General features: G+C 38.4%; 2 protein-coding genes. Both read right to left on the bottom strand.

Annotated elements, in window-relative coordinates; all coding sequences use genetic code 11:
• Nucleotides 1-93: 93 nt before the first annotated feature.
• A complete protein-coding gene (locus ACTND6_RS10930) occupies nt 94-1,101 on the bottom strand; it encodes a phage tail spike protein (protein ID WP_441024268.1) in 1,008 nt (335 codons plus the stop codon).
• Nucleotides 1,098-1,799, bottom strand: coding sequence for a hypothetical protein (locus ACTND6_RS10935; protein ID WP_441024266.1), 702 nt, complete (start codon nt 1,797-1,799; stop codon nt 1,098-1,100). Before ACTND6_RS10935 ends, ACTND6_RS10930 begins: the two co-directional genes overlap by 4 nt.
• Between the last annotated feature and the right edge of the window lie 118 nt (nt 1,800-1,917).

Below are 1,917 nucleotides of genomic sequence, written 5' to 3' on the forward strand. Positions count from 1 at the left end.
ATACAGAAAATGCAGATATTTTGACTATGATTTAGTCTTTTCTCTGCATCGTTTTTTTATTTAATTTGAATATATTATTGGTTTTATGTGTATTTAATTTGGCGTTCTACACTTGTTAACGATTGCTTTAACGTTAACTCCTAGCAGGTCAAAACGTACTGTAACTGTATCGCACAGGCAAACTCTTTCTAGAGGTGCTATTGCTTTGTATTCCTCGGTTCCCCATAGAGGGATGAAAGAGACATCAACGCTCACAGAAGGTTCGCCTATTCGGTTATTTACTGCGTAATTTAAAGCCTTTGCGTTGAGCTGTTCAACCGTCGGTGTATCTTCAAAGTCAGAAGAGCAGTCAAGCATGTAGATGTACTCACGAGGGTAACTAGTATGGTTTGTAATATATTGAATATCACTACTTAACAGCTCTTCTTTGCCTTCTTCCTTTTTCTGCCAGTACGCAAGAACACCTGTATAGACGGATTCAATAGATGATTCCATTTTGCATCCTGTTAAGTTCTTTGCATATCTGATGGATACACCACTGTCAGTGCCTCTGTGTGCATGGAGCTTGACATTGAATCTATCAAACTCGTATTCACATCCAGCAGAACCACTGAAGGTATCTAGGATGCTGCCTTTTTTCCCACCTAAAAGACTGCCTAAAGTTTCAGGCAGTCCTACATTGAATTTGCTTGATCCATTAACAATGTCTGTATAGAAGGTGAATGGATGCTTGATCAGACTGTTCTGCTTCAGTCCTGCAAGTGCATCATTGATTCCTTGTGCGCTGAAAGGAGATATAGGAATTCCATTCATTCGATATCTTACATGCTGTGCGTAGATTGTCGCAGTCATCTTATTCATTGATGGAGTAATTTCCTTGACATCAAACGGCTGAGGATCTGACGTCTCGTTCGGTTTGGCATAAATGATTCGATTGTTTTCAATCATATCATAATGCAGTCCGCCAACTGGATATTCCATTTCCAATTCGTAGCAGCCATTTCTTTCTTCTGTTACCTTGCAAGATATTGCATCAGGCAGCGATCCTAGACCGTTGCTCACAAATTCCATCTCTGTTGATTCATACAGTTTAGGTATCATAGTATCCACCACCTTGGAGTTATTTCTACTTTTGTTATTCCAGTTCCAAGAGTAATTCCATTACTGCCTGGACCTAAAGCTGGAAAATCTGTCAAAGATACATAAGAGTTACGGTTTGCAGTACCTTCAAAACAGTCCTGGATATCACAGTCAATATCGATGTACTCCGTTGGAGCTTTCAATATCTCGATTGTTTGGTTTCCAATCTGAACAGTACCTTTACCATAGATACGTATTAACGGTTTAGCAGTCTGCACAGTTGGATTGTTGATTGATCCATTCTTTGCAAGTACTGTTTTCTGTTCGCCACTTTTCAACCACTTTTCAGGCTGACAGTCAAATGTAACTTTGAATACTGCCTCTTTTGAAGTTTTCAAAGACAGTTGCAGTGCTTCTACATACATGGCCTTCTTATATACATCAGGTTCAATAGTATCCTCAAGGCGCTGATAGCCTTTGAGGCTGTGAAGATAGTTTGTAAGTCCTCTTACATTGCTGATCATTGATTTTGGAATATACATGTCATACCACAATTCTCTATTGTCAAATTTCTCTGATCCAGCTACTGTCAGAGTTCCGTTCCTCCCAGGCACATCATACGTGTCCACAGATCTACTTGGTGAATCAAACACATTTAAATCGTATATATAAGCATTAAAAGAGGAGGAACTAACTCCTCCAATTGTGAAATAATCCATTAGATTGTCCTCCCTAATAAGTCAAATGTTTTTTAGCTTAAATAAGCTATTTTTTAAGTACATATTTTGATATAAGCCAATAGATTACGGATATTTCTTGCATCAATGTGCTGAATTA

This window comes from Bulleidia sp. HCP3S3_C9 (assembly GCF_052064035.1).
Lineage (GTDB): Bacteria > Bacillota_I > Bacilli_A > Erysipelotrichales > Erysipelotrichaceae > Bulleidia.

Excerpts from the sequence above, each read along its gene's own strand:
- ACTND6_RS10930 (WP_441024268.1), bottom strand. The coding sequence starts at position 1,101 with ATGATACCTAAACTGTATGAATCAACAGAGATGGAATTTGTGAGCAAC.
- ACTND6_RS10935 (WP_441024266.1), bottom strand. The coding sequence starts at position 1,799 with ATGGATTATTTCACAATTGGAGGAGTTAGTTCCTCCTCTTTTAATGCT.